Consider the following 25435-nt stretch of genomic DNA (forward strand, 5'->3'; position numbering starts at 1 on the left):
CCCGGGTAGACGGTCTCTACCCGGGGGTTCGCTCGGACGGCGCGTGGCGGATGCGCCCTCGGGTGAGTTTCAGCGGCGGCGGGCCGCCAGTCGGTGGGCCAGCGCGGCGACGCTGCCCCAGATGCCGCGCCGGAACAGCACCACGACGAGGACGAAGATGCCGCCGGTCACCAGGCCGATCGCCTCGAACCCGGAGAACGACAGCCAGTCCTCCAACCGGACCACGAGGGCGGCGCCGAGCACCCCACCCCAGAGGGTGCCGATCCCGCCGAGCACCACCACGATGACCGCCTTGCCGGAGGTGGTCCAGTGCAGCACGTCCAGCGAGACGAACCGGTGGCCGACAGCGAACAACCCGCCACCGAGGCCGGCGATGAACCCGGAGAGCACGAACGCGGTGAGCTTGTAGCGGTGCACCGGGTAACCCAGCGCCCGCGCCCGCGCGGGGTTGTCCCGGATGCCGACCAGCACCCGGCCGAACGGCGAGTGCACGATCCGCCAGGCGGCGGCGAGCCCGAGCAGCACGATCGGCAGGATCGCGTAGTAGAAGAAGTAGTCGTCGGTGAGGTCGAGGCCGAACAACTCGCGGGGCACCCCCTGCAGGCCGTTCTCGCCCTGGGTCACCGAGCGCCACTCGTTGGCGACGTAGTAGACCATCTGCGCGAAGGCCAGGGTCACCATGGCGAAGTAGATGCCGGTCCGCTTGACCGCCAGGTAGCCGATCGGCACCGCCAGCACGGCCGCGGCGAGGGCCCCGGCCAGCACCGCGAGAGGGAACGGCAGGCCGACGTGGATGGCCACCAGCCCGGTGACGTACGCGGAGGTGCCCCAGAACGCGGCGTGACCGAAGGACATCAGCCCGGTGAAGCCGAGCAGCAGATCCACCGCCACGGCGAACAGCGCCCAGCAGAGGATGTCAACGGCGACCGCCGGGTAGAGGCCGTTGGGCAGCCACGCCGCGACGGCCAGGCCGACGGCGAGCAGCGCGTACCGGACCCAGCCGGGGGCCCGGGCCACGGCGATCAACCCGGACGGTGGCGTCGAACGCGACGCGTCGGTAGGAGTGTCCACTGTGTTGGTCATGCGGGGGCCTCCTCCCGACCGAACAGGCCGGCCGGGCGCCAGAGCAGCACGCCGGCCATCACCACGAAGACGATCGTCTGCGAGACGAGCGGGAAGTTGGAGAGGTACGCCTCACCCCACGCCTGCACGAGTCCGATGCCGAAGCCGGCGGCGACCGACCCGAAGATCGAACCCAGCCCGCCGATCACCACCACGGCGAACACCACGATGATCAGGTCGGCGCCCATCAGCGGGTTGACCGCGCGCATCGGCGCGGCCAGCACACCGGCGAGACCGGCCAGCCCGATGCCGAAACCGAAGACCGGGGTCACCCACCGTCCGACGTCGATGCCGAACGCGCGGGTCAGGTCCGGCCGCTCGGTGGCCGCACGGACCACCATGCCGATCCGGGTCCGGGTCAGCACCCACCACACCGCGACACAGAGCAGCACCGCGAAGCCGAGGATGAACACCCGGTACGTCGGGAAGTCGAACAGCCCGAAGTCGACCGAACCGCTCAACAGCGACGGCGTCTCGTACGGGCTGGACTGCACGCCGTAGCGCAGTTTCACCAGGTCCTGAAGGATCAGCGTCAGACCGAAGGCGAGCAGGAAGTTGTAGAGCGGGTCCAGTTTGGTCAGCCGGTGGATCACCGCGCGTTCCAGCGCCATGCCGAGCAGACCCAACCCCACCGGCATGATCACCAGGGCGGCCCAGAACGGCACGCCCGCCTCGCTGAGCAGCACGTACGCCCCGAAAGCGCCGAGCATGTAGAACGCGCCGTGGGCGAAGTTGACGACCCGCAGCATGCCGAAGATGACAGCGAGCCCGAGGGCGAGCAGGGCGTAGAACGCCCCGCTCACCAACCCGTTGAACGTGTTCTGCGCGAATCCGCTCATAGTTTGCAGTCCGCCGAGGGCGCGCGGAACGCCTCCGCGGCGGGGATCGTCTTGAGCACCTTCACGTAGTCCCACGGCTCGGCAACCTCGGACTGCGGCTTCACCTGGGCCAGGTACGCGTCGTGCACCACCCGGTGGTCCTCGGCGCGGATCTTCCCGTTGCGCAGGAAGACGTCCTCGACCGTCTTGCCCTCCAGGCCCTTGACCACGGCGTCCGCGTCGTCGGTGCCGGCGGCCTGCACCGCCTCCAGGTACTGCGACGCCGCGGAGTAGTTGGCGGCGTGCGCGAAGGTCGGCCGGGTGCCGGCCTTCTGCTGGAAGCGGTCGGCGAACTCCCGGTTCTTGGCGTCGAAGTTCCAGTACCAGGCATCGGTGTACGTGGTGCCGGCCAGCGCCGCCGGGGTGAGCGAGTGGATGTCGGTGAGGAACATCAGCCCCACCGCCAGGCCGACGCCCTTGTCCCGCAGCTTGAACTCGTTGTACTGCTTCACCACGTTGACCAGCTCCGCGCCGGCCTGCATGGTGCCCAGCACGTCCGGCTTCGGGTTCAGGTTCGGTGCCTTGAGCAGGAAGGTGGAGAAGTCACCGCTGGTGTTCGGAAACGGCGCCCCGTCCTTGCCGACGACAGTGCCGCCGGCCGCCGTGATCGCTGTGGAGAAGCTCTTCTCCATGTCCTGACCGAAGGCGTAGTTCGGGTAGAGGATGTACCAGTTCTTGCCGATCTGCTCAGTGGTGGTCTTTCCGGTGCCGTTGGCCAGCATGTACGTGTCGTACGCGTAGTGGAAGGTGTACTTGTTGCAGCTCTTGCCGGTCAGGTCGGTGGTCGCCGCACCGATGTTGAAGTAGAGCTTCTTCTTCTCCTTCGCCACGTCGGCGACCTTCAGCGCGGCCGACGAGGTGGGCACGTCCAGGATCAGGTCGACGCCCTTGCGGTCGTACATCTCCTGGGCCTTGGAGTTGGCCACGTCCGGCTTGTTCTGGTGGTCGGCGGTCTCCACTGTGATGTTCTTGGTCACCGCCTTGTCGCCGTACTTCGCGGTGAAGTCGGCGATGGCCATCTCCACCGCCGCCACCGAGTTCTTTCCGGACAACTCCGAGTACGCCCCGGACTGGTCGTTGAGCACGCCCAGCACGATCTTGTCGCCGGTCAGCTTCTGGTCGCCACTCGACTGGGGGCCACCGCCGCCGCATCCGGCGGCCAGCACCACCACGGCCGACGCCGCGGCCACACCCATCGTCCTGCGCATGCCCACTCCATCCATTCCGCGCGGCGTCGCGCGGGTCGTCGTTGAGAAATTCAGATCCCGAGGTACGCGAGCAGTTCGCGTTCGCGCGAAAGCACGTCGGAGTTGTCCATCGCCTCGGCGACCCGGCCCTCGGCCAGCAGGTAGTGCCGGTCGGCGACACCGGTGGCGAAGTGCAGGTTCTGTTCGACCAGCAGCACCGTCACCCCGTGCCGTTTGGCCTCGCGCAGCAGGTCGCCGACCTGTTGCACCAGCAGTGGCGACAGCCCTTCGGTGGGCTCGTCGCAGAGCAGCAGCCGGGCGCCCATCCGCAGCACCCGGGCCAGCGCGAGCATCTGCTGCTCGCCGCCGGAGAGCATGGTGGCCGCCGAGTCCCGTCGGGTGTACAGGGCCGGAAACGCCTCGTACACCCGCTCCAGCGACCACGGGTCGGGGCCGACTGTGGGTGGCAGCGTGAGGTTCTCGGTGACTGTCAACGTGGCGTAGCTGCCCCGGTCGTCGGGCACCCAGCCCAGCCCCAGGCGGGCCCGCTTGTGCGCCGGCAGCCTGGTGATGTCCCGCCCGTCCAGCTCCACAGTGCCGCGCTGACCGGGGTGCAGCCCCATCACGCAGCGCAGCAGTGTGGACTTGCCGGCACCGTTGCGGCCGACCAGGGTGACCACCTCGCCGGCGCAGACCTCGAGGCTGACGTCACGCAGCACCTGCGCCTCGCCGTAGGAGGCGGACAGGTTGTCAATGCGCAGCATCGGCGGCTCCCAGGTAGGCGGTGATCACGCGCTCGTCGGCGCGGACCTGCTCGTACGGGCCCTCGACGAGGACCTTGCCGGCCTGGAGCACTGTGACGGTGTCGGCGAGACGGCCGACCACGCTCATGTTGTGCTCGACCATCACCACGGTCCGGCCCTGGCGGACCCGACCGATCAGCTCGACGGTGCGGTCGACGTCCTCCAGGCCCATGCCCGCTGTCGGCTCGTCGAGCAGCAGCACCTTCGGGTCCAGCGCCAGCGCGATGGCCAGCTCCAGGGCGCGTTTGCGGCCGTACGCCAGGGACGCCGAGGGAGCATGCGCCAGCTCGGCGAGCCCCACCATGGCCAGCAGTTCGTCGGCCCGTTCGGTGTAGCGGCCCATCAGCTTCGCCGACCGCCAGAACCGCCAGCCCAGCCCACTGGGCGACTGCAACGCCAGCGCGACGTGTTCGCGCGCGGACAGTTGGGGAAAGAGGCTGGTGATCTGGAACGAACGGGCCACGCCGAGCCGGGCCACCTGCTCCGGGGGCAGCCCGGTGACGTCCCGCCCGGCCAGCTCGATCCGGCCACCACTGGGTCGCAGAAAGCCGGTGAGCAGGTTGAACAGGGTGGTCTTGCCCGCGCCGTTCGGGCCGACCAGCGCGTGCACGCTGTCCGACGCCACGTCGAGGTCGACGTCGTCGACCGCCCGGAAGCCCCGGAAGTCGCGGGTCAGCCCACGGGCCGACAGGAGCGCTTGCCCGGCCATCGCCTCATCCTCCGCACGTCGCGGCGACGGTGGGTTCGGTGACCGTGGTCACAGGCCCGTCGCGTGGACGAAACCTACGGCGGGCCGCTGGAGTCGAACCATGTCGATGGGCTCCATATTCGACCCGCGATTGACGTGCGTGAACTCCACTCCCCCGCGCCGTCGACTTGACCGGACCCCCTAGGTTGATGATCCACACAGCCCACCGGAAGGTTCCCACCCCATGCCCGTCGGCTTCACCATGGCGATCGTCTTCGCCGTCGCCCTGGCGGTCAGCGCCGTCGTCGCACTCGTCGCCCCCGCACGGCCGCTCAAGCGGATGGCCGCCCTCGCGGCGCTCGGCTTTCTCGCCCTCACGCTGGTGGTCGGCATCGCCTCCAGCGCCCACTCGGTACCCATCCGCTCGGTCGGCATCGTCACCAGCTTCGGCAAGCCCACCGGCGAGGTGACCGGCTCGGGCCTGAAGTGGGTGGCCCCCTGGCAGAAGGTCGGCGAGTGGGACGCGGGCCGACAGAAGTACGACCACATCGGCGGCGACAACTGCGTACGCGTGCGCACCGGCACCCTCGCCGACGCCTGCGTCGAGGTGCTCGTCGAATGGCAGGTCAAGCCGGAGAACGCGCCGAAGCAGTTCATGGACTACAAGGGCGACTTCGGCAGCTTCCGGGGTCAGCGGGTGGGTGTGCAGCTCGACAGCGCGGTCAACGACGCCTTCGCCGCGTACAACCCGCTGGAGAAGATCGACGCCCAGACCGGCGACCTCAACGTCGACCTGAAGCCGTTCGCCGCGAACATCAAGACCAGCGCGGAGACCCGCCTCGCCACCGACGTGGACATTCTCTCGGTGACCATCACCCGGGTGAACCACGACGACAAGACCGAGGGCAACATCAAGGCGTTCCAGGACAAGCTGGCGCAAACCCGCAACCTGGAGCAGGACCGCAAGAACGCCGAGATCTCCAAGCAGATCACCGAGACCAACGCCACTGTCGACAAGGTGACCCGTTGTCTGGAGATCGCGGAGAAGAACGGCGCGAACCCGGGGCTCTGCATCAACCCGGGCATCGTCACCGGCAAGTGACCCGCAGCCCCAGGGCGATCGCCGTCGGTCACCTTCGTCGGGGCGGATGCGGCATCAAGCGGTATACCTCAGAGGCATGTTTATGCCTCTGAGGTATACCGCTCACCGGCAGATCGCCATGGCGAGCCAGCCGAGCGCACGGTGGACGCCGTCGAGAATTACCCGCCTAGGCGAAGCTGAACAGCGGCGGGAAGACGAGGACCACGATCCAGGCCCACGCGGCGTACACCGGCAGGTAGCCGGTCTGCCACCGTTCGAGCGTCGCGAACGGTGTACGCCGACGGATGAAGGACAGCAGCAGCCACGCCGACCACGCGAGGTTGACCAGCAGGATCACGTTCTCGCCGAGCGCTGCCGCCCGGTTCGGCGTACCGCCGTACTCGTCGGTGATGCGCCCGGTGATCTCCAGCAGCACCAGCACGTCGATGGCCAACGCACTGACCACCAGCGCGAGTTGGAGTTTGTCGAACGGACCGGGCGGGGCCAGCGGGTCACGGGCCGAGAGTGAGTAGAGCAGCAGCCCCAGCACCACGACCAGCAGAAGGTCGAACAGGAGCAGCGCCTCCCGCTCGACGTCGATGCCATGGCTGGTCCAGACGACAGCGACGAGGAAGGCGAGCAGGGCGGCGGTGAAGAGCGGGGTGAACAGCCGGGTGAGGACCGGCGCGATGTTCTCGACGACACTCTGCTTGGCCTCGACGAGCCACCCGGCCACCACGACCGCGGCAGCGGCGCCACCGGGCAGCAGCCACTGCGAGATGAACGCCTCCGGGACGATTCCGATGGCCGCGAAGGTGTTGAACAGGAACGCGGAGAGCACGCCGCCGCCGAGGGCCATCAGCACCAGGTAGATGAACCACTCGCCGGTGAATCGGATGAAGTCCATGCGTCGACGGGAGGAGCGCCAGTCGTCGGCGACATAGGCCAGGCCGACCACCAGCCACAGGGCGATGGGCAGATGGATGCTGGTGACGACAACGGACTGCGAATCGTCCGCCAGGGGGTAGGCGTTGGCCGCCACGGCGCCGAGGACGAAGAGCACCGCCAGTGCCGCGATCACCGCCCGTCGGGCTCCCCGGCGCCAGGCCAGGTACGCCGCCAGCCAGGGCAGCGCGAACAGTGTGAAGTTCCGCGCGTAGAACGAGCCGTCGTCGGCGAAACTCAGCCCGAACAGCGCCGGCACCTTGACGGACGCCACCGCACCCGCCGCACAGCCGAGCATGACCCACAGGTCCCGGCGGGAGCGCGTGCCGCCGACCGGGCTGCCGGAGTCGCCGGTCAGCACCAACTGCTTCCACAACCGTTCGGAATGTTCCCGGGCGAACTCGCGGGACAGGTCGTCGAGGCTGCCCATTCGTTTCACAGCGACCAGGAACGCCTCGTCCGGGCTCAGGCCGGCGGCCACGAGCTCGTCGACGGAGCCACGAAGGTGGTCTTCCAGTTCGTCGGCGTCCACCGGTTGCAGTTCCCGGCGGCGCAGCACGTACTGACGCCACTGCTCGAACTGCGTTTCCAACTCCTGCGGCCCCTCGTGCGCCGTCATGCCAGGCCCTCCAACGGGCGCACCGTCAGCGGCGCGCGGTCGTGCCAGATCTCCTTGAGCGCGCCCACCACTGTGTCCCACTGCCGACGCTGCTCGGCCAGTTCGGCCAGACCCCGGTCGGTGACGCGGTAGTACTTGCGCTTCCGCTCGCCGGCGACCGCCTGCCAGCTCGACTCCAGGTGACCGAGGCGCTCGAGCCGGTGCAGCAACGGATAGAGCAGCCCTTCGGTCCAGTCCAGCTCACCCCCGGACAGTTCGTTGATCCGCCTGAGGATGGCGTACCCGTAGCTCTCACCCTCAGCCAGGATGCCGAGCACCATCGGCGTCGCCGAGGCGGCGACCAGATCCTTGGCGACCTTCATGAAACCTCACGCTCCAAACCTAGAGGTACGATGCATGGTACTGCTAGGTATCACTCCCGGGGCAAGGGGTCGACCGAATCGCCGTTCCGGGCAGCTGTGGTGCCGCGAACGGCTTGGTCCGGGTTAGCCTTGGCGCATATGGCTACCTTTCGCAGCGCCTCAGTGCTCCTTTCCTCAGACGGCACCAGGACCCCCGGCACCGCCGCGCTCTTCGCCGAGCCGGCCCGTAGGGGCGGGATTCCGCCCTGGGCAGGCGACTTCCGGCCCGCCAACAGCGCCGGCAACGGCCCCAAGAACGCGGTCGGCAAGACCTTCACCTTGGAGCTGCCCGACGGCAGCACCGGCAAGGTCGTCGTCCAGGGCCTCAAGAGCGGCAAGGGCGGCGTCGTGCTGGCGCTGATGGGCGAGGACGCCCCACCCTTCTGACCAGTCGCCCGGCTCTCGTCGCCCGGGTGCCCAGGGTTGGCCCTTCCCGGGTCGACCCAGGGCACCTGGCCAACCGCGCCAGTCGCCCGACAGCTGTGACGAGCGTCAGTCCAGGGTGACCACCCAGCGAGCGCCCTCTCCCCGCGCCAACCGGTCGAACGCCGCGGGCGCCTCGTCCAACGGAACCGTCCCGCTGACCAGCACACCCAGATCCAGTGCGCTGTCGGCCAACTCGGCGGCCAGCACCGGCACCTCCCGGTCCGGATCGGACGAGCCGTACACCGAGGAGCGCAGCGTGCGCGCGGAGTGGAAGATGTCCAGCGCGCCCAGGCTGACCATGTCGTCCTTCGCGCCCATGCCCACCACCGTCACCGCTCCCCCACGCCGGGTCAGCCGCCAGGCGGCGCGGATGGTGGCGGCCCGACCGACGCACTCGAAGGCGTGGTCGACGCCCCGGCTCTCGGTGCGCGCCCGTACCTCCTTGGAGAGCCGGTCGTCGGAGAGCAGGAAGTCGGTCGCCCCGGCGGCGAGCGCCAGGTCCCGTTTCGCCTCGGCGACGTCGATGGCCAGGATCGGCGTGGCACCGGCCCGGCGGGCCGCGCTGAGCACGGCGAGCCCGACCCCACCGAGCCCGACGACAGCGACCGACTCGCCGGGCGCCACCCGGGCGGTGTTCCGGACCGCGCCGACGCCGGTGAGCACCGCGCAGCCGAGCAGTGCGGCCTGCTCGGGCGGCAGCCCGGCGGGGATCGGGATGACGGCACGTTCGGGTACCACCACCGCCTCGGCGAGCGCGCCGAGGCCGAGGGTCAGGTGCAGCGGAACCTCGTCGTCGGTCTCGCCGCGCGCCACGGTCGGGGCGGTGGTGTCGGCGCAGAGCCACGGCTCGCCGCGCCGACACCACCAGCAGGCCCGGCAGGCCGGCGCCCAGTTGAGCACCACCGGGGTGCCGACCGTCAGTTGGCCGCCCGGCCCGACCTCGGCCACCACGCCGGTCGCCTCGTGCCCGAGCACCAGCGGGAACCTCGCGGCGAGGGTGCCGTTGACCATGGACAGGTCGGAGTGGCAGACACCGGCCGCCCTGATCGTCACCCGCACCTCGCCGGGGCCGGGCGCGGGCAGGCGTACCCGCTCGACCCGCAGCTCGGCGCCGGACCCGCGCGCGACCAGCGCGCGAACAACGACCGGCGCGGACGCCGGCTCGGTGCCGCCACCCGGCGCGGCCGGGGACGGTTCGATGCGGCCCGCGGGCGCGGCCGGGGACAGCTCGGGGTCGGTCATCGCTGGATCGCCTTCAGCTCGCAGAACTCGGCCAGCCCGTGCACGCCCAACTCCCGGCCCAGGCCGGACTGCTTGTAGCCGCCGAACGGGGCGAGCGGGTTGAACGGCGCGCCGTTGATGTCGACGGCGCCGGTGCGCAGCCGCCGGGCCACCGCGAGCGCCGCGTCGGTGTCGGCGGACCAGACCGCGCCGGCCAGCCCGTACTTCGAGTTGTTGGCGATGGCGACCGCCTCGTCGGTGTCGGCGAACGGGATGACGGCGAGCACCGGGCCGAAGACCTCCTCCTGGGCGAGCGCGCTGTCGGGATGCACGTCGGCGAAGACGGTCGGGGCGACGAAGTGCCCCCGGGTCGGCACCGGGGCGTCGGGCCCGCCGGCGACCAGCCGGGCGCCGTCGGCCAGGGCCCGGTCGATGTGGCCACGCACCCGCCCGGCCTGAGCGGCGGAGACCAGCGGGCCGAGCCGGGTCACCGGGTCGAACGGATCACCGAGGCGGTAGCCGGCTACCGCCGTGGCGATCAGGTGGAGGGCTTCGTCGTACCGGTCGCGGTGCACCAGCATCCGGGTCCAGGCGGTACAGGTCTGCCCGGAGTTGAGCAGAGCGTTGCCGACGCCCACCTTGACGGCGGTGGCCAGGTCGGCGTCGGGGAGGATCACGTTGGCGGACTTGCCGCCCAGCTCCAGCGCGACCCGGGCGATGCGGTCGGCGGCGAGCCGCATGATCCGCGCGCCGGTGGCGGTGGAGCCGGTGAACGAGACCAGGTCGACGTCGGGGTGCCCGGCGAGCGCCTCACCCACCACCGGCCCGGTGCCGGGGACCAGGTTCAGCACGCCCGGCGGCAGGCCGGCTTCGGTGACCGCGTCGAAGAGCAGGTACGCGGTCAACGGGGTCAGCTCGCTGGGTTTGAGCACCACGGTGCAGCCGGCGGCCAGGGCGGGTGCGAGCTTCGCCATCACCTGGTGCAGTGGGTAGTTCCACGGGGTGATCGCGCCGACCACGCCGATCGGCTCGCGGACGACGAGGGAGTTGCCGATGCTCTCCTCGACCGGCGCGCGGGCGGCGAGCGCGACGTGGTCGCGCAGCACCGTCAGTGGGAGCCCGACCTGCACCCGGGTGGCGAGCTTGAGCGGCGAGCCCAGCTCGACGGCGATGGTGCGGGCGAGGTCGTCGGCGCGGGCGGTGAGCGCCGCGTGCAGCCGGTCGAGGTGGGCGGAGCGCTCGGCGGGGGTGGCGGCCGACCAGCCGGGAAACGCGGCGCGGGCCGCGGCCACGGCGCGATCCACGTCGGCCGGGCTGCCGGCCGGCACCTGCCCGATCGGTTCCCCGGTGCTCGGGTTCTCCACGTCGATGAGACCGGTATCGGCGGGAGGCGTCCACTCCCCGCCGAGGTGCAGGTGGCGCCGGAGGCGCAGGGAGTCGGGCAACAGCGACGGCGGGGCGGCGAGGTCCATGTCGTCCCTTCGAGGGTGGGCGATGGGCGATGGCGACGGGGGTCGGGACGGGCGATGAAACTAGCGCTGGGAGTTTGGACGCTACCCGTTGGGCCGGGCGGACTCCACCGTCTCGACGGTGCGGGTGTACTCGGCGGCCAGACCGTGCAGCAGGGCGTCCAGGCCGAGGGCGAAGGCGCCCTCGTCCACGCTCTGCTGATGCTCGGCGAGCCGGTGGGCCTGGCGCAGGTGTGGGTAGTGCGCCGCGTACAGCTCCGGGTCCTCGACGAAACCACGGGCGAACGAGCCGAGCGCCGACCCGGCCACGAAGTAACGCAGCGCCGCGCCGATGTGGGTGGCGCGGGCCGGCGGCCAGCCGGCGCGGACCAGCCCGCCGTAGACCGCGTCGGCCATGGCGAGGGCTGCCGGTCGACGACCCGGCCCCTGCGCCAGGTACGGCACGATGTTCGGGTGCGCGGTGAGGGCACGCCGGTACGACCAGGCCCAGTCCCGCAGCGCGGCGAGCCAGTCCCGGCTGGCGAAGCCGCTGGTGTCGACGGCACCGGTGACAGTGTCGGCGACCGCGTCGAGGATTTCGTCCTTGGTGGCGAAGTGGTTGTAGAGCGAGGGGCCCTGTACGCCGAGCGCGGCGGCGAGTCGGCGGGTGGAGAGCGCGCCGAGCCCGTCGGCGTCGATCAGCGCGAGCGCCGTCTCGACGATCCGGTCGCGGGTGAGCAGAGGCCGTCGAGGTCGGGGCACGTCAGAACTCCTCGGTCTGCGGTGTCCCTCCCCGTGGGAACCACCTGTTCACGCACCCTATCGGGGACCGCCTGCGGGCAGGCGTCACCACGTCGGCCGGAGAAGGGGTCTGGACGAATGAAAACTTACACCGCTAGTTTATGAGGGACCGCCACGGCCCGTGGCGGCGCACCACCACGCCGACCGAGGGGGAACCGTGGACTTCGCACTGTCCGACGAGGAACGCGCCGTCCGAGACACGGTGCGCGCGTTCATCACCCGCGAGGTGATGCCCCTGGAAGCGGAGGTGCTCCGCCGGGAACGGGCGCACCAGCCGGGCCTCGACCACTCCGAGGTGCGCGAACTGCAACTCAAGGCGCGCAAGTTCGGCTTCTGGGGCCTGGCCACCCCGGAGGAGTACGGCGGGATGAACCTGCCAGCCGTACTCCAGTCGTTGATCTGGACCGAGCTGGGCCGCACGTTCGTGCCGTTCCGCTTCGGCGGGGAGGCCGACAACATCCTGTTCCACGCCACCGAGGAGCAGAAGCGGGAGTTCCTCATCCCGACCATCGAGGGCGAGCGACGCTCCTGCTTCGCGATCACCGAGCCGGGCGCCGGATCCGACGCGGCCAACATCCGGCTGTCCGCCCGCCGCGACGGCGACGACTGGATCCTCGACGGCGAGAAGACCTTCATCACCGGCGGCCACGACGCCGACTTCGCCATCGTGGTCGCCGTGACCGACCGGGAGAAGGGCGCCCGCAACGGCGGCGCCACCGCGTTCCTGGTGGACCGGTCGATGGGCTGGCGTTCGGAGTTCATCCAGACGATGGGCGAGGGCGGGCCCGCGTCGCTCATCTTCGACGGCGTACGCGTGCCGCACCGCAACATCCTCGGTGAGATCGGGCAGGGCTTCACGCTCGGCATGGAGTGGATCGGCAAGGGGCGCTACACCATCCCGTCGCACGCCATCGGCATCGCCGAGCGGGTGTTGCAGATGGCCATCGAGTACGCCAACACCCGGGAGACCTTCGGCACGAAGATCGGCGCCAACCAGGCCATCCAGTGGATGATCGCCGACTCCGAGACGGAGCTGGAGGCGGCCCGCTGGCTGGTGCTGCGCTCGGCGTGGACCGTCGACGCGGGCCTGGACCCCCGGCACGCCTCGTCGATGGGCAAGCTCTACGGCGCCGGCATGGTCAACCGGGTGGTCGACCGGGTGCTCCAGATCCACGGCGGCATGGGCTACACCCGAGAGTTGCCGATCGAACGCTGGTACCGGCAGGTCCGGCTCTACCGGATCTTCGAGGGCACCGACGAGATGCAGCGGCTGATCATCTCGCGGGACCTGCTGCGCGGCTACACGAAGATCGGCGGCCACCTGGCCTGAGCCGCATCTCTGATGCCGCTGAGGACGGCCGGCTGCGCGCCCGGCCGTCCTCGGCGCCGGGTTCAGCCGGTCAACGCCGTGAGCGCGGCGTCCACGTCGGCCTCGGTGGAATAGATGTGGAACGAGGCCCGGACCCGTCCGGCGCGCACCGCCGCCCGGATGCCGGCCGCCGCGAGGCGCTGCTCCGCGTCCGGCACGTCCACGCTGACGATGGCGCTCTCCCCCGGCGCCCGGCCCAGCCCGGTCAGGAACCGGTTGGCCAGCGCCACGTTGTGTGCCCCGATCGCCGACACGCCGATCTCAGCGACCACCTCCAGGGCGGGCGCCGCACCGACCCAGCTGAACCAGGCCGGTGAGATGTCGAACCGGCGGGCGTCGTCGGCCAGCCGCAGCGGCGGGCCGTAGTAGGAGGCGTGCGGGTCGCGGCCCGCGTACCAGCCCGCCGCGTCGGGGCGCAGCCGCTCGCGCAACCCGGGAGCCAGATAGGCGTACGCGGTCCCGCGCGGATTCATCAGCCACTTGTAGCCGCCCACCGCCACCACGTCGGCCCGACTGCCGTCGAACGGCAGCCAGCCGCACGCCTGGGTAGCGTCCACCGCCACCAGCGCGTCGTGGGCGCGGGCCGCTGCCACGATCTCGTCGTACGCCGCGACCGCCCCGTCGGCCGACTGGACCAGGCTGAACGCCACCAGGTCGGTATCGGCGTCGATGGCGTCGACCAGCGACTCCAGCGGCACCGTGCGAACCGTGACGCCACGCTCCTCCTGCACCAGCCAGGGGAAGAGGTTCGAGGTGAACTCGACCTCGGGGACCACCACAGTGGCACCGGCCGGCAGCGCCGCCGCGACCGGCGCGAGGAGCTGCGACACCGCCGCGCCGACCGCCACGTCACCGACCGGCACCCCGATCAGGTCGGCGAACGCCGCACGGGACTGGTGCACCGACTCGCCCCAGCCCTCCCACGACGTCCGACCAACCCGCCAGGCCGCGAGAGCCTCCTGCAACGCCGCCCACGCCGGCTCCGGCGGCAACCCGTAGCTGGCGGTGTTCAACCAGCCAGGCTCCGGCTGCCACAGCTTCTGCGCCTGCTCGATCTCCATGCCGTCGACGCTAGGCGGCGTGGCGTCGAACGGGCACTGCCAATCGGCGATCGGCGGCCTGTCAGGGAGCATGCTCGGTTGCCGGACCGACCGCGCCGAGAATCGACCCAGCCGGCAATACTGATTGTGCATGAGGGACTACGCTGCTTCGGCATGGATGACGGCGCGATTGCCAAGGCCAAGCACCGGATAGCTGCCGCTACCGGCGGGCATGTCAACCTCAGCAGTCTCGGCCTGACCGCTGGCGACCTTGCCGAGCTCTTGCGCGACATCCCGGCTTTCGCTGATGTGACCAGCCTCAATCTAGCCCAGAACAACCTGGACACCCTGCCGGACGCCGTCGCTGCCTGGACCTCCCTCACCACGCTGCGCCTGGACGTCAACCGGCTCACCGCCCTACCCGACGCGGTCGCCGCCTGGACCTCCCTCACCGAACTGGACCTGAGTGAGAATCGGCTCAGCGCGCTACCCGACGCGGTCGCCGCCTGGACCGCCCTCACCGAACTGGACCTGGGTGAGAACCGGCTCACCGCGCTACCCGATGCAGTCGGCACCTGGAGGGGCCTGACCCTGCTAAGTGCCTACCGAAACCAGCTCAGCGCGCTACCGGACGCAGTCGCCGCCTGGACTGCCCTGACACAACTCAACTTGGGTGGCAACCAGCTCAGCGCGCTACCGGACGCTGTCGCCGCCTGGACTGCCCTGACACAGCTCGATATGGACTACAACGAGCTCACGGCGCTGCCAAGCGCGAGCGCCGCCTGGGCCCATCTCGATGTTCTGTACCTGGACGGCAACCAGCTCACCACCCTGCCCGACGCTATCGCCGCCTGGACCGCCCTCACCGCGCTGTACCTGGACGGCAACCAGCTCACCACCCTGCCCGACGCTATCGCCGCCTGGACCGCCCTCACCGAGCTGTACCTGGACCGCAACCAGCTCAAAACGCTGCCCGACGCCATCGCCGCCTGGACCGCCCTCGCCGAGCTGCACCTAGACAACAACCAGCTCACCACCCTGCCCGACGCCATTGGTCGGCTCACAGAGCTTCAGGTGCTCGTCGTACAGGGCAATCCACTTCCGCCTGAGGTGCTGGCCGCCGAGGTGGAGGGTACGAAGGCGCTGCTGGCGTTCCTCAGGGATGTCGCCACCGATGGGATCTCGATCTCGGAGGCGAAACTGCTGTTCGTGGGCGCCGGAGAGGCTGGGAAGAGTTCCTTGCTCGGGGCGTTGCGCGGCGAGCCCTGGCAAGATCGTTACCAGACGCAGGGCATGGAGATCAAGCCACTGGTGGTGAGTCACGCCGGCCATGAGATCACCCTCAACGGGTGGGATTTTGGCGGCCAACAGGCATACCAGCCGGCGCACCAGTTGTTCTTCAGTGCGCCGGCCGTCTACGTCGTTGTCTGGAAACCCCGTCCGGGTGTCGCGGCCGGCATGGTGGAATCGTGGATCGCCATGATCGCCCACCGGGCCCCGGACGCCCGGGTCCTCGTGGTCGCGTCCCACGGCGGGCCGTCCTCTCGCGCCGATGCCATCGACGAGGCTCACCTGAAACAGCGCTTCGGCAATCTGATCGTTGGTTTTCACGAGGTCGACAGCGCCGTCCCGGACGATCGGCTGGAGGCGCTGCGGGAGGCGATCGCGATGACCGCCGGCACGCTCCCGCACGTACACCGTAACTACCCGGCCAACTGGCAGCGGACGATCGAGGCAGTCACGGCCGGCGGTCAGCAGGCGGTCGACTACCGCAGCTACGAAGCGGTAGCCGCAGCGCAGGGCCTGAACGACTTCCAGGCACGAACGCTGGCCAGTAATGCCCACCACCTGGGAAAGTGGATCTACTACGCGGACGATGACGCGTTGGCCGCGTTCGTGATTCTTCAACCGGACTGGCTCAACGTCGCGATCGCCGCCGTCCTCGACAGTCGAGACGCCGTCGACGCCCTCGGTCTCGTCTCACACCGCATGCTCGGCAGTCTGTGGAGTGCCGCCCAGGCTCCCGACAGCACGCTCTACACGAGGGAACAGCAGCGACTGTTCCTGGCACTCATGGGGCGCTTCGAGCTGACCTACCAGGTCTCCCTCGACGCCGCACCCGAGCCGGTGAGTCTCATCGCGCAACTCGTCCCTGCCGCACAGCCGGACCTGCGGATGGCATGGGTCGAGTTCCGCCCCGGCGACCGCGAGTACCTGGAGGTGTGCCGGATCTCGGAAGGTCCCGCAGGTAGCGTGGTCATTCCCGACTCCCTGATGTACCGGCTCATCGTTCGACTCCACCACCAGCGCTACACGGAGCCCGATTCCCTGCAGGGTGTGCACTGGCAGCAGGGCATGGTCCTGCAGAGCCGGTACGGTGCCCGCGCGCTCCTCACGGTACGTACCGGGGTCGGTGTCCAGGTCCAGGTGCGCGGCCCGGACGCCGTCACCTACCTACGCCAGGTCACCGACGAGATCCGCTACTGCATCGAGCGGTTCTGGCCCGGCCTGAGCACCGTCGCCCTCGTCGCCTGCCGGGACGGGTGCGGCCTGCCCACGCCGGGTGCGGGCTTGTTCGACGTCGACAAGCTCATCAAACTGCGCGACCGGCACGGGCAGAGCATCGCGCAGTGCCCGATATCCGGCTGCGACGCCTTCCCCGCCATCAACTCGCTGCTGGGCGGTTCGGGCGCGACCCAGGACGCGCTCGCCGTTCTGCAGGACGGCGTGGCGCTGATGGACAACCATGTCCGCGGGCTGAGTCAGCGGGTGACCGAGCTCAACGACACCGTCAAGGCCAATCTCGCGGGCGTGAACGCACAGCTGACCGCGTTGATGTGGCAGCTCAACGACGAGGCCGCGGACGGACCGCGCCTCTTCACCCTCACCCCCGTCGAGGCGTCCGTTCGCAACCCGCAGTGGACCACCAAGCGGATGCGGCTGACGTTGTACTGCGAGCACTCGCTTCAGCCTGTGCACGTCCTCGAGCCTGCGCGGCACGATGCCGGGGTCTACGACACGGACGTTTCCCGCGAGTGGTGGACCAGAGCTGTCCCACTCCTGAAGGCCACCACAATGCTCCTCAAGCCTCTCCTGGGCGTGGGGCTGGCCGAGCTCAAACTCGATTTCAGCGACGAGCAGTGGAAAGCCATCGAAGAGCAGGTCTCCCTGGCGAACGAGACGCTGAACGCCGCGGCGGAGGCCGCGAACCACCTCACCGCGGACGACCACAGCGCCGGGCTCGCGGAACAGGCCCCCACCGCACCAACGGCTCCCGTCCACGCCGAGGGCGCCACCCTCCGGATGCTGCACGTCGCGCTCCGCGCCCAGGACGTCACCATCGCCGACCTCCGCAAGGTGGTACGCCCCGACGGCCGCATCCTCTGGGTCCACCGTCAGTTCGAGCACCTCTACCACAGCGGCCTACCCGTCATCCCCTGACCCGGACTGGCTCACGGTCGCCCTGCGGAACCGGGCGGCGGGTGGATCCGGGCGAGACTGTCGGCGAGGCCGGCGAGCCACCGGTCGACCTCCACCAGGTGCCGGACCGACTGATGGTCGGCCTCGCCGAGGAGCGGACGGATCCGGTCCAGGTGGTCGACGCAGGTGCTTGAGACTGGCGCCCGCTCCGATGTCCGGCCGTGGGCGACCTCGTCGGCGAGGAGGCCGTACGCCGATCGCAGGCGCCCGGCGGAGTCCCGCAGCAGCGCCGCCGCACCGGGCCAACCGGCGAGGCAGCCGGGTGGGTTGCGGCGCAGCAGCGACTCCGCGCCGGGCACGACGTGGTGCCCGGCGCTCAGCACGGCGTCCCAGTTCACCTGTTGACGGTGCGGATCGTGCCGCTCCGAGTGGTACTGGCAGTACGACGAGTCGATCAGGACCATCCGGCGACGGACCCGGCCGAGAGCAGCCTCGGGTGGCGGGGCGTCGCCGAGCACCGCCTGGACCGTCTGTTCGACAGCGTCCGCGCTGGCCGCCAGGTAGCGGGTGGCGTTGTGCCGCAGGTCGTGGCCCGCGCCGCGCGGCCAGATCGCCACCCCGGCGAGCACGCCGATCACCGTGCCGAGCAGCACGTCGACGAGGCGGGCCTCGGCGATCCGCCACCCTTCCGGGCTGAGCTGGGCGAAGACGACGGTCAGCAGCACTGTGAACAGCGCCTGCTGCCACACCGGGCCGAGCAGGCGGCCGACGCCGAAGGCCAGCAGAAGGGTGACCGGCAGGACGACGGCGTACACGATCGGCTCGTCGACGACGAGCATCACCCCGCCGCTGACGACCGCACCGATGATCGTGCCCAGCACGGCCGGCCGCAGGGCGGTGCGGGTGTCGGCGGCCGACGTGCGCAGGACCGTGAGGGTGGCCAGCAGCACCCAGAAGCCGTGGGTCAGCTGCAACACCCCGGCGGCCACCCGGGCGATGGCGAGCGCCACGGCCAGCCGCAGCGAGCTGTGCAGGTGGACCGAGCGCGGCGCCAGGTGGGAGCGGAACTGCCACCAGTACAGCGTCCACGGGCTGCGCCGGGCGTACTCGAACAGCGCCGAGGAGGCGTCGTCGCCGCCGAGCCGCGCCCCGGTGGCCACCCGGGAACCGACGACGAAGACCCGTACCTGGTCCGCGAGGGCCACGGCGGTCGCGTCCCGGCACAACCGGGGTACGTCCGGCGAGTCGCGGACCTGGCCGTCTCCCACCGGGTACGCCGCCTCGGCTCGTCCGACCGCCACGTCCAGGTCGGCCGGGGCCACCGCCGGGGCACCCGGCGACAGGCTCCGACCGGCCGCGCGGGTGGTGTCCGCACACGAGCGCAGCAGACGCGCCGCCGCCAGGTCCGGGATCGGCTGCGGCGGGGCGTCCGCCGCCAACCGGTCCGCCTCGGCGAGCACCTCCCGTAACGCGGCCGCGCAGATCCGCAACGCCCGATCCTGAGCGCCCGCCGCGGTGGGCGCCCACGCCGGAGGGCTGCGGTTCAGCTCGATCGCCGCCACCACGTCGTACGCCCGCTCGCGCCGCCTGTCCCGATCACCCGCAGCGGCGTGCGGGTCGGTCAACCGCCCGGCGGCGGCGTCGATGAAGGCGGCGACGCCGTCCGCCGCCTCGGCCAGGCGCTGCCGGTAGGAGACCGGCACCGGGTCGGGCCAGAGAAACACCTCGGCCGCGGCGAGCAGCACGACGGCGAGCGTGACCCCGCCGAGTCGCTCCGGGAGGGTGCCCGGCTGGTACGGCGGGAACGACGCCAGGATGTAGAAGAGCTGGAAGGCGCTGGCCAACCCCACCAGGCGCGGGTTGCCGACCCCGGCGAACGCCACCACGAACCCGACGACCAGCATGCCACCGGCTGCCGCCCAGGTGCTCCACGCCAACAGCGAGCCCGCCGCGATCAGCGCCCACACCACCGGCAGCGACAGCACGAGGATCCGCGCCCGTTGCGGCGCCGGACCAGGTAGCTGAGCGAACGACCCGGCGGCGATCGTGCCGAACAACCCGTACGTGGCGAGCGTCGAGTTGTCCGCGCCGTACCGGCAGCCGTAGAAGACGACGGACGCGACGAGCGTCAGCCGGGCCGCACGTCGCAGGATGGCGTCACCCGGGTCACGGCGGCGAAGCCGGCCAAGGAGGCTGGTTCCGAGCACTACCGCTCCCCCGGTTCGTCGCGGCACCCCTCCCCGGCCCACCATTCTCCACCGCGCCCGGCGGTGGGCGGCGGGTTTGGCGACGAATCACCGCCGGGAGCCGCCGAGCAGGCCGAGCCGCAGGGCCCGGAAGAGGGTGCCGGGGCGGCTCAGGGCGGCCGGGTGGTCGAGCATTGTGGTGACCCGGCCCAGCCGGGCGTTGAGCACCGGGTCGGTCAGCGACGCCCGGAAGAGCAGGTCCCCGAACCACTTGGTGACCTTGTAGCCGGGCGGGTACGGCCCGTCGACGTGCGGCAGCTCGATGTCGGCGGTGGTGGAGATCTGCCAGGCGGCGTCGACCACCACGCGGACCTGGTCGAAGTACGCGTGCGCGGGACCGTCGTGCGGCTTCGGACCGGAGCGCAGGTACTTCGACAGGCAAGAGGCGTGCAGTGTCGCGGAGGTCATGCCCTGGCCGTACACCGGGTTGAAGGACGCGACCGCGTCACCGGCGGCGACCAACCCGGCGGGCAGGCGGTCGAGCTTGTGGAAGTCGCGGCGTCGGCTGTCCGCCTGGTGGTAGGTGACCACCCCGCCGAGCATCTCCCCGTGTTCGGCGATGTCACCGAACATCTGCGGGTAGTGCTCCCGGCAACGGGCGGTGAAGTCGGCGACGTCGCGGCTGGGGCGGTCCCCGTCGTAGCCGGCCACCAGCATGATCCAGCGGCCCCCTCGACCGAGTTGATCCCACCGATCCGGGCGGTACGCCCCTTGCCCGCCATGGTGTGGAAGACCGCCACCCAGGCATCGCTGACCAACTCGTCGCGTTTGAAGAGCGCCGTGGCGTAGTTCAGCTTGATCGGCATGCGGTGCAGCGGCGGGCGCGGCCACTCGTGCTCGGCCAGCCAGTCGCTCAACCGGCTGGACCGCCCCATCGCGTCGACCACCAGGTCCGCCGCTTCGACGACGGGCTCGGTGCCACCCTCGGGCACGTACCGGGCGCCGTTGACCCGCCGCTCGTCGAAGAGCAGACCCTCCGCCCGGCCGTACACCATCCGGATGTTGTCGATGGCGAGGGTGCGTCGGCGGACCAGCGCCTCCAGGAACGGACGCGTGGTGATCAGCGCCGGTCCGGTGCCGGTCGCCGCGGGCGGCAGACCCAACATGCCGTTCACGAAGACCTTCGCCGTGCCCGGGTCGCGCGGTGGCGGCGGGGCGCCGAGCGCGAGCGCCTCGTCGGCGATGCCGGGAAACCAGCGCTCCAACTGGACCTGACCGGCGGGCAGCAGCGCGTGCACCTGACTGCCCTGGGGCACACCCGGCCGTGGACCGGCGTCGACATCGGACGGATCCCGCTCGATGATCAGCACTTCCTCGGCGTGGTCGCTCAACACCCGTGCCGCCAGCAACCCGGCCATGCTGCCACCGAGCACCACCGCACGCCGCATGACCACTCTGGTCTCGGCGGGTGGTTCGGCCGTCGCTATCTCGGCGAAGAGCCGGGACGGAGAGGGGGGCATGCGATCACTCCTCGAACGGTCGGGAACCTCGGCATCCACGACCGTAACCACCCCAGCCCCTGCCGTCAGGGCTCAATTGGCCCGCCACTTCTGGTTGGCGTTGCCGCTGCACTGCCAGATCTGCAGCCGGGCGCCGTTGTCCGGGTTCGAGTCGAGCACGTCGACGCACCTGTCCGCCCTGGTGTTCACCAGGTCGTACGCCTTGTTGAGGGTGAACCTCTGCGATGCCGCGCCGGAACACTCGGCGAGTTGCACTGCTGCGCCGTCCTCGGTGGAGTGCCCTGCGACATCCAGGCACTTGCCCATCGAACGGACCGTGCCGTCCGCCGGGAAGGTCCACAGCTGCTTCGCGGTCCGCCGACAGTCCCAGATCTGCAGCCGCGCACCGGCGACGGCGTTGCCGTCCGGGATGTCGATGCAGCGGTCACTGGCGAAACTGGAGATCTGCTTGCCGGCTGGCGTGCTGCCCTGCGTGGGGGACGGCGGCGGAGCAGCCGATTGCTGCGTCGGATCCCCCGGGCCGGTCGTCGTGCCGCTACCAGTTCCGGGCGACGGCGGCCCCACCCTCGCCGACGGTGGCGGACCGGCGGGTCGGGACGGCGGGACACCGGCGACCGGCAGGCCTTGGAAACCATCCGCGATCAGCGCGAAGACCGCCGCGCTCGCGGACCATTCGGCGGCGGAGGTGGTCCAGTCGATCGAGTACGCGTGCCCGTTGTGACCGACGAAGGCACGGCTCAGCGTGTGCATCGGAGTGCCGTCCTCGTCGGTGTACGCCCACTCCCACTCGGCGGCCCGCAGCTGGTAGCGCAGCGCGTCGAGCCGTACCTGCCGGTAGTCGGCGTAGCGCCCGCGTTGCGCCTCCTCCCGCTCCCGCAACTCGGCGACCAGGTCCGCCGGGACGGCCCGCAGCTCGTCGACGACGAGCACGCGGCTGCCGTCCGGCTCGCGGAACACGGCGCGCGCACCGTCGCGTCGCGCCTGCCAGCCGTCCGGCACCGGTACGAGGAAGCGGGGATCGTCACGGTAGTAGCGCCAACCCGCGGGCGCCGGTGGCAGCACCCTGGACACCGGCGTCTCGCCGATCGGCGACGGGTTCACTGCCGGCGCCGCCACTCCGCCGTCCCCCGCGCCACCGAACAGCCCGTCTTTCAGCAGGGACGCGGTGACCAGCACGACGACCAGCAGCGCGGCGGCACCGATCGACCCGATCAGCCGAGCCCGACGCCTGCGGCCCGCCCCGGACCCCGACGCGGGGACAGCCGGCGCGGCAGGAACAGCCGGTGCGGCGGGCGGGTCGGGCTCGACGGTGACGAACTCGGGCACGATCGTCGGACGGGGCCCATCGCCGACGGCGGTGGCGGTCGTGGCGGTGATCCGGGTCAGCGGCCCGCCGCCGGCGGTGCTCACCTCGGCGGCCGGCACGTCCGGGGTGGCGGCCTGCCGCAGGAGACGATCCGCCTCATCGGCGCTGATCCGCTGATCCGGCTCGCGGCGCAGCAGTCCCGCCAGGAGCGGGGTCAGCCGACCTGCTCGTTGTGCCGACGGTGGTGGCTCGGTGGCGAGGGCTGCCAACGTGGCGATCGGAGACGAGCGGTGGTACGGGGTGTGTCCCTCGACCGCCGCGAAGAGGGTGGCGCCGAGCGACCACAGGTCGGCCGCCGGTCCCACGTCGCCGTCGGTGGCCCGCTCGGGCGCGAGGAACGCCGGCGAGCCGAGCACCATCCCGGTCTGGGTCATCCGTGGGTCGCCGGGGAGGGTGGCCAGACCAAAGTCGGTCAGCACCACCCTGCCGTCGTCGCCGAGCAGCACGTTGGCCGGCTTGACGTCCCGGTGCAGCACGCCGGCCCGGTGTGCGGCGCGCAGCGCACCCAGAATGCCGAGCCCGATCCGCGCGGCGCGCTCCGCCGGCATCGACCCCTCGGCTTCGAGCACCTGTTGCAGGGACCGGGACGGCACGAGTTCCATCACGATCCAGGGATCATCGCCCGCGTGCAGCACGTCGAAGACGCGTACCACGTTGGGGTGGCCCAGTCGGGCGACGGCCCGCGCCTCGCGCATGGACCGTTCGCGCATCTCCCGGCGTTCGTCGTCACGCAGGCCGGGCGGCGCCACCAACTCCTTGATGGCGACGTCGCGCTGGAGCATCTCGTCGCGGGCCTGCCACACGCGGCCCATCCCGCCCTGGCCGAGCGGACGGACCAGCCGATAGCGATCGGCAATCAACTGTCGAGAGGCGTCTGGCACGACAGGAACGTACCCGGCGAGGTTTACCCGCCCAATTCCTGTGGCGGCTGGAAAAGGCGGCAGTCGGATATGTCACACGCAAGATCGACTGCTGAGCGATCGTTCATTTAGACATAACTCCACCATCGGCGCGAGCACGGTCGCCCACCGCAATGTTACCAACGCGTACATCGGTAATCTGCTATGAATATCGAATGAATTCGAATTCCACCGAACACCGGATCGGCCGCGCCACGGCCCGGTGGGGATTCCTGTACCTGGCGGTGGCCCTGTCCGCCTGCACGCCGGCAGGTGACTCGCGCCAACACACCACGCCGCCGGCCAACCGCGCGGCGCCGTCTTCGAGCGCCAGCGCTGGTGGGCCGCCGTGCACGCCATCGGTCGACACGCTGCCAGCACCGCCGGCGGGCTACCGGTCGGTGGGCGAAGACGTGGCGGTGCCCACCACTCCCGTGCTGTCGGCGGAAGATTCCGGGGAGGCCGATCCGGCGGCACGGCTGTTCGCCAAATGGGGGCTCGTCGTCCGCGCCGGCACGGTCGTCGACCTGCGAGTGGCACCGGGCTGGCAGGACAAGGCCCGGCTCGGCTGGGGCGGCACCGGCACCCCCGCGTCGACCGTCACGGTGCACGCCTGCGCGCCGGAGAGTGGGCAGGGTCAGTGGATGGCCTTTGTCGGCGGCACCTGGGTCGCGCAGGCCGCCTGCGTACCGCTCATCGTGACGTCGAACGGCCAGAACGACAGCGTCACCCTCGGCATCGGCCTCCCCTGCGACAAGACCACCGAGCCGTAGCCCCCCACGTCCACCCCCAGCACGGTTGATCAAGAGCTTTGCGCCATCCAACCCGGGTGTCCTGCCGCAAACCCCTTGCTCAACGGGGATAGCGGTGGGGGACGGCGTTGGATGGGACGGGCGTCGCTGCGGGCGGTCCGGGTGGACGGCTGGGTCTACTGTCTACACCGCCTACGTACCGACTGTTCGTCGGGATCGCTGTTCACCCCCGCCGACGCCCTGGACGTTCTGTCGAGAGGTCAACGACATGCTGAAGGCCGAGGATCTCCCCCCGTTTCAGCGCGCCGTGTCCTACGAGTCGCAGCGCGGCCAACGCGTGTACGCAACCCTGATCGCGCTGCGGCTGTCCCTGCTCCTGGTGGCCGCGATCGCGGGAGTCGCCACGTGGAAACTCGACAATTTCGCCCCGGGCCCGGCGCTCGCGGCGGGCGCCTTCGCCGCCACCTCGATCGTCGAGGTCTTCCTCCTCACCAATCGCCCCAATGAACGGTGGTACGTCGGCAGAGCCCTCTCCGAATCCATCAAGTCGCTCACATGGCGATTCACCATCGCGGCTGACCCTTTTCCCCGAGCGCGAAGCGAATCCGACAGCGCCGAGGAATTCACCAACCGACTGTTGGGCCTGACCCGAGACATGTCGGCCGCCTCGTTGGCGGCCCCAGCGGTGGCTGGGCAACAAATCACGGAAGGAATGCGGACACTACGGGCCGCCTCCCTCGACGAGCGCCGCGCCGCGTACCTGACCGGCCGTCTTGAGGCCCAACGAGCCTGGTACGCCGAACGATCACTGTCGAATCGGGCGCAGGCGACCCGCTGGTCGGTCAGCATGCTCGTGATGGAGATAGTCGGGGTGACCCTGGCCGTGTCGAGGGCCGCCGGGCTGACCGACCTCGACCTGCTCGGAGTGGCCGCCGCGGCGGTCGCGGCCGGCGCGGCCTGGACGCAGACACGGCAGCACGGTGCGGTGGCCACCGCCTATGCCCTGGCAAGTCAGGAACTCGCCGCCATCGGGTCCCTCGGTACCCGGATCAGTTCGGAAGCCGACCTGTCGCGATTCGTGAACGACACGGAGACGGCGATCTCCCGGGAGCACACGATGTGGCGAGCACGCCGACGCTGACGCCTGGACGCACGGCCACCGCCCACTGATCACCTCGATTCTCAGGAAGTCGCGGTGGCCGGGCGGCTCGGATGCTCCGATGTCCAGGAAGCCGAGCGCATCACATCGTGGAGCGGGGTGGG

At 70.6% G+C, this 25435-nt stretch carries 21 protein-coding genes and 1 pseudogene; 6 read left to right on the forward strand and 16 right to left on the reverse strand.

Annotated elements, in window-relative coordinates; all coding sequences use genetic code 11:
• Positions 1 to 69 precede the first annotated feature (69 nt).
• The 5 genes from KBX08_RS19815 to KBX08_RS19835 are packed head-to-tail and all read right to left on the reverse strand — an operon-like array spanning position 70 to position 4699.
• A complete protein-coding gene (locus tag KBX08_RS19815; protein ID WP_210784951.1) occupies positions 70 to 1083 on the reverse strand; it encodes a branched-chain amino acid ABC transporter permease in 1014 nt (337 codons plus the stop codon).
• The gene (locus KBX08_RS19820) at positions 1080 to 1961 is read right to left on the reverse strand and encodes a branched-chain amino acid ABC transporter permease (protein ID WP_210784952.1); all 882 of its coding nucleotides are present in this window, start codon (positions 1959 to 1961) and stop codon (positions 1080 to 1082) included. Before KBX08_RS19820 ends, KBX08_RS19815 begins: the two co-directional genes overlap by 4 nt.
• Positions 1958 to 3208, reverse strand: coding sequence for an ABC transporter substrate-binding protein (locus KBX08_RS19825; RefSeq protein ID WP_374101960.1), 1251 nt, complete (start codon positions 3206 to 3208; stop codon positions 1958 to 1960). The genes KBX08_RS19820 and KBX08_RS19825 overlap by 4 nt, the downstream gene beginning before the upstream one ends.
• A gap of 50 nt (positions 3209 to 3258) precedes the next feature.
• The gene (locus tag KBX08_RS19830) at positions 3259 to 3951 is read right to left on the reverse strand and encodes an ABC transporter ATP-binding protein (RefSeq protein ID WP_210784953.1); all 693 of its coding nucleotides are present in this window, start codon (positions 3949 to 3951) and stop codon (positions 3259 to 3261) included.
• Positions 3938 to 4699 (reverse strand): ABC transporter ATP-binding protein, encoded by a 762-nt coding sequence (locus KBX08_RS19835; protein ID WP_091401800.1) that lies wholly within the window; start codon positions 4697 to 4699, stop codon positions 3938 to 3940. The genes KBX08_RS19830 and KBX08_RS19835 overlap by 14 nt, the downstream gene beginning before the upstream one ends.
• Positions 4700 to 4922: 223 nt before the next feature.
• Between KBX08_RS19835 and KBX08_RS19840 the strand changes: the two genes are divergently transcribed.
• Complete coding sequence (locus KBX08_RS19840) at positions 4923 to 5780, forward strand: SPFH domain-containing protein (RefSeq protein WP_210784954.1); 858 nt, start codon at positions 4923 to 4925, stop codon at positions 5778 to 5780.
• Between the two features lie 166 nt (positions 5781 to 5946).
• Here the strand turns inward: KBX08_RS19840 and KBX08_RS19845 are convergent, their stop codons facing one another.
• Complete coding sequence (locus tag KBX08_RS19845) at positions 5947 to 7323, reverse strand: permease prefix domain 1-containing protein (RefSeq protein ID WP_210784955.1); 1377 nt, start codon at positions 7321 to 7323, stop codon at positions 5947 to 5949.
• The gene (locus KBX08_RS19850) at positions 7320 to 7685 is read right to left on the reverse strand and encodes a PadR family transcriptional regulator (RefSeq protein ID WP_210784956.1); all 366 of its coding nucleotides are present in this window, start codon (positions 7683 to 7685) and stop codon (positions 7320 to 7322) included. The genes KBX08_RS19845 and KBX08_RS19850 overlap by 4 nt, the downstream gene beginning before the upstream one ends.
• 162 nt (positions 7686 to 7847) lie before the next feature.
• On the opposite strand from KBX08_RS19850, the gene KBX08_RS19855 reads away from it, so the two are divergent.
• Positions 7848 to 8111 (forward strand): hypothetical protein, encoded by a 264-nt coding sequence (locus tag KBX08_RS19855; RefSeq protein ID WP_091402229.1) that lies wholly within the window; start codon positions 7848 to 7850, stop codon positions 8109 to 8111.
• A 105-nt stretch (positions 8112 to 8216) separates the two neighbouring features.
• Here KBX08_RS19855 and KBX08_RS19860 read toward each other — a convergent pair whose 3' ends face one another.
• The 3 genes from KBX08_RS19860 to KBX08_RS19870 form a co-directional block, all read right to left on the reverse strand.
• A complete protein-coding gene (locus tag KBX08_RS19860; protein ID WP_247669696.1) occupies positions 8217 to 9392 on the reverse strand; it encodes an alcohol dehydrogenase catalytic domain-containing protein in 1176 nt (391 codons plus the stop codon).
• Positions 9389 to 10843, reverse strand: a complete 1455-nt coding sequence (locus tag KBX08_RS19865; protein WP_210784957.1) for an aldehyde dehydrogenase family protein — start codon at positions 10841 to 10843, stop codon at positions 9389 to 9391. The genes KBX08_RS19860 and KBX08_RS19865 overlap by 4 nt, the downstream gene beginning before the upstream one ends.
• Before the next feature lie 81 nt (positions 10844 to 10924).
• Positions 10925 to 11581 (reverse strand): TetR/AcrR family transcriptional regulator C-terminal domain-containing protein, encoded by a 657-nt coding sequence (locus tag KBX08_RS19870; protein WP_210784958.1) that lies wholly within the window; start codon positions 11579 to 11581, stop codon positions 10925 to 10927.
• A 196-nt stretch (positions 11582 to 11777) separates the two neighbouring features.
• Between KBX08_RS19870 and KBX08_RS19875 the strand changes: the two genes are divergently transcribed.
• Complete coding sequence (locus KBX08_RS19875; protein WP_210784959.1) at positions 11778 to 12950, forward strand: acyl-CoA dehydrogenase family protein; 1173 nt, start codon at positions 11778 to 11780, stop codon at positions 12948 to 12950.
• A 62-nt stretch (positions 12951 to 13012) separates the two neighbouring features.
• Here the strand turns inward: KBX08_RS19875 and KBX08_RS19880 are convergent, their stop codons facing one another.
• On the reverse strand, positions 13013 to 14050 hold the full coding sequence (locus KBX08_RS19880) for an aminotransferase class V-fold PLP-dependent enzyme (RefSeq protein ID WP_210784960.1): 1038 nt from the start codon (positions 14048 to 14050) through the stop codon (positions 13013 to 13015).
• A 153-nt stretch (positions 14051 to 14203) separates the two neighbouring features.
• Here KBX08_RS19880 and KBX08_RS19885 point away from each other — a divergent pair, with 153 nt between their 5' ends.
• Positions 14204 to 17470, forward strand: a complete 3267-nt coding sequence (locus KBX08_RS19885; protein ID WP_210784961.1) for a COR domain-containing protein — start codon at positions 14204 to 14206, stop codon at positions 17468 to 17470.
• Positions 17471 to 17481: 11 nt separating this feature from the next.
• On the opposite strand, the gene KBX08_RS19890 is transcribed toward KBX08_RS19885, so the two are convergent.
• The 5 genes and pseudogenes from KBX08_RS19890 to KBX08_RS19905 all read right to left on the reverse strand — a co-directional run.
• Complete coding sequence (locus KBX08_RS19890; protein ID WP_307850594.1) at positions 17482 to 19656, reverse strand: FUSC family protein; 2175 nt, start codon at positions 19654 to 19656, stop codon at positions 17482 to 17484.
• 87 nt (positions 19657 to 19743) lie between these two features.
• The gene (locus KBX08_RS19895; protein ID WP_210784963.1) at positions 19744 to 20103 is read right to left on the reverse strand and encodes a hypothetical protein; all 360 of its coding nucleotides are present in this window, start codon (positions 20101 to 20103) and stop codon (positions 19744 to 19746) included.
• Entirely contained in the window at positions 20100 to 21155 is a 1056-nt protein-coding gene (locus KBX08_RS19900) for an NAD(P)/FAD-dependent oxidoreductase (protein WP_210784964.1), read from the reverse strand. Before KBX08_RS19900 ends, KBX08_RS19895 begins: the two co-directional genes overlap by 4 nt.
• A gap of 72 nt (positions 21156 to 21227) precedes the next feature.
• Entirely contained in the window at positions 21228 to 21719 is a 492-nt protein-coding gene (locus KBX08_RS33905; protein WP_238688679.1) for an RICIN domain-containing protein, read from the reverse strand.
• Between the two features lie 63 nt (positions 21720 to 21782).
• A pseudogene (locus KBX08_RS19905) lies at positions 21783 to 23438 on the reverse strand (serine/threonine-protein kinase); the annotation flags it as partial.
• 158 nt (positions 23439 to 23596) lie between these two features.
• On the opposite strand from KBX08_RS19905, the gene KBX08_RS19910 reads away from it, so the two are divergent.
• Together KBX08_RS19910 and KBX08_RS19915 are read left to right on the forward strand one after the other, a co-directional pair.
• Entirely contained in the window at positions 23597 to 24193 is a 597-nt protein-coding gene (locus tag KBX08_RS19910) for a hypothetical protein (protein ID WP_210784966.1), read from the forward strand.
• Positions 24194 to 24440: 247 nt separating this feature from the next.
• Positions 24441 to 25313, forward strand: a complete 873-nt coding sequence (locus tag KBX08_RS19915) for a DUF4231 domain-containing protein (RefSeq protein ID WP_210784967.1) — start codon at positions 24441 to 24443, stop codon at positions 25311 to 25313.
• Positions 25314 to 25435 lie beyond the last annotated feature (122 nt).

This window comes from Micromonospora sp. H61 (genome assembly GCF_018070325.1).
Taxonomy (GTDB): Bacteria; Actinomycetota; Actinomycetes; order Mycobacteriales; family Micromonosporaceae; genus Micromonospora; species Micromonospora salmantinae.

Bases quoted from the DNA above. Each gene is read 5' to 3' on its own strand.
- KBX08_RS19895 (WP_210784963.1), bottom strand. From the start codon at position 20,103: ATGACCTCCGCGACACTGCACGCCTCTTGCCTGTCGAAGTACCTGCGC.
- KBX08_RS19830 (WP_210784953.1), bottom strand. From the start codon at position 3,951: ATGCTGCGCATTGACAACCTGTCCGCCTCCTACGGCGAGGCGCAGGTG.
- KBX08_RS19860 (WP_247669696.1), bottom strand. From the start codon at position 9,392: ATGACCGACCCCGAGCTGTCCCCGGCCGCGCCCGCGGGCCGCATCGAA.
- KBX08_RS19835 (WP_091401800.1), bottom strand. From the start codon at position 4,699: ATGGCCGGGCAAGCGCTCCTGTCGGCCCGTGGGCTGACCCGCGACTTC.
- KBX08_RS19825 (WP_374101960.1), bottom strand. From the start codon at position 3,208: ATGCGCAGGACGATGGGTGTGGCCGCGGCGTCGGCCGTGGTGGTGCTG.
- KBX08_RS19900 (WP_210784964.1), bottom strand. From the start codon at position 21,155: ATGCCCCCCTCTCCGTCCCGGCTCTTCGCCGAGATAGCGACGGCCGAA.
- KBX08_RS19820 (WP_210784952.1), bottom strand. From the start codon at position 1,961: ATGAGCGGATTCGCGCAGAACACGTTCAACGGGTTGGTGAGCGGGGCG.
- KBX08_RS19885 (WP_210784961.1), top strand. From the start codon at position 14,204: ATGGATGACGGCGCGATTGCCAAGGCCAAGCACCGGATAGCTGCCGCT.
- KBX08_RS19865 (WP_210784957.1), bottom strand. From the start codon at position 10,843: ATGGACCTCGCCGCCCCGCCGTCGCTGTTGCCCGACTCCCTGCGCCTC.
- KBX08_RS19845 (WP_210784955.1), bottom strand. From the start codon at position 7,323: ATGACGGCGCACGAGGGGCCGCAGGAGTTGGAAACGCAGTTCGAGCAG.
- KBX08_RS19910 (WP_210784966.1), top strand. From the start codon at position 23,597: ATGAATTCGAATTCCACCGAACACCGGATCGGCCGCGCCACGGCCCGG.
- KBX08_RS19850 (WP_210784956.1), bottom strand. From the start codon at position 7,685: ATGAAGGTCGCCAAGGATCTGGTCGCCGCCTCGGCGACGCCGATGGTG.
- KBX08_RS19915 (WP_210784967.1), top strand. From the start codon at position 24,441: ATGCTGAAGGCCGAGGATCTCCCCCCGTTTCAGCGCGCCGTGTCCTAC.
- KBX08_RS19815 (WP_210784951.1), bottom strand. From the start codon at position 1,083: ATGACCAACACAGTGGACACTCCTACCGACGCGTCGCGTTCGACGCCA.
- KBX08_RS19880 (WP_210784960.1), bottom strand. From the start codon at position 14,050: ATGGAGATCGAGCAGGCGCAGAAGCTGTGGCAGCCGGAGCCTGGCTGG.
- KBX08_RS19840 (WP_210784954.1), top strand. From the start codon at position 4,923: ATGCCCGTCGGCTTCACCATGGCGATCGTCTTCGCCGTCGCCCTGGCG.